This window comes from Microbacterium umsixpiens, assembly GCF_053543675.1.
In genome coordinates, this window is sequence record NZ_JBLVOH010000244.1 from 18,897 (window position 1) to 19,920 (window position 1,024).

1 protein-coding gene is annotated in these 1,024 nt (G+C 73.3%); it reads right to left on the reverse strand.

The window, feature by feature from the left end:
* Positions 1 to 1,024: DNA polymerase Y family protein (locus tag ACNPM4_RS20410; protein WP_448986990.1), on the reverse strand; the 1,024-nt coding region annotated here is incomplete at both ends.

The following is a 1,024-nucleotide window of genomic DNA, read 5'->3' on the forward strand; positions in this document are numbered from 1 at the left end:
ACCGCGGCGGTGACGACGCCCTGATGGCCCAGCATGGTCTGCACGCGGGAGACCGCATGGTGCAGGCGCTCGTCGGTGCCGGATCCGAAGAGCCCCGGCTGGTGATGGGCGGCGTCGTCCACGGCGGCGGGGACGATGCGCACCGCCATGATGCCGCCGAACGCCCGTGCCTCATCGACCGGCTCCTTCGCCGACTGCGCGGCCAGTGCCTCCAGCTGCCAGCGCACCCGGTCGACGAGATCGGAGGCGTCGAAGCACGTCGGATGCAGCCAGGCCCGGGAGAAGACCACGCCGTTGTCATCGGTGAGATCGATCCGCACCTCCGTGCACACGACCGAGGCGTCGCCGAGTGCGAGCATGACCGCATCCGCCGTCTGCCGCACCGCGAAGGCGACCTGATCCGCTCCGGCCAGCGGCGAGTCGAACTCGATGTCCCGAACGAGCTCGGGGTCGGGCGGACGCGGCGTCAGCGGACGGGAGTCGGCGCCGGCGGCGAGAGCGTGCAGACGTGCGCCGTGTTCACCGAAGCGGTCGCGCACGTCGAGCGGGGTGAGCGCGGTGAACTCGCCGAGGGTGCGCACCCCGAGTCGGACGAGGAGACCGGCGATCTGCTCGTCGCGCAGCACCTGCACGGGGTAGGGGGCGAGGAACTCCCGGGATCCGCCGGGCGGCACGACCGTGCAGGGGGTGGGTCCCCGCGCGGCGATCTCGGCGGTGAACGGGCCGTCCGCGACGCCGATGCGCACCTCGGGGAGACCGGCCTCCGCGAGGACGGTGGTGAGCGCCTCGGCCGCTTCCGCCTCTCCGCCGTGATAGCGGGAGATGCCCCGGGCACGGACGATCGCGAGTCCCGGCCGCAGCAGGGTGACCCCGGGTGCCTGCTTCTCGATGAGGTGCAGCACGGGGAGGAAGGCGCGCTCGTCACGGTCGGGGTCGTGGGGGAGCACGCGCAGCGAGGAGAGATGGCCCTGTGCGACGCGGCGGCGCTGACCGGTGCGCACGCCGTGCTCCCTGGCGGAGGCGG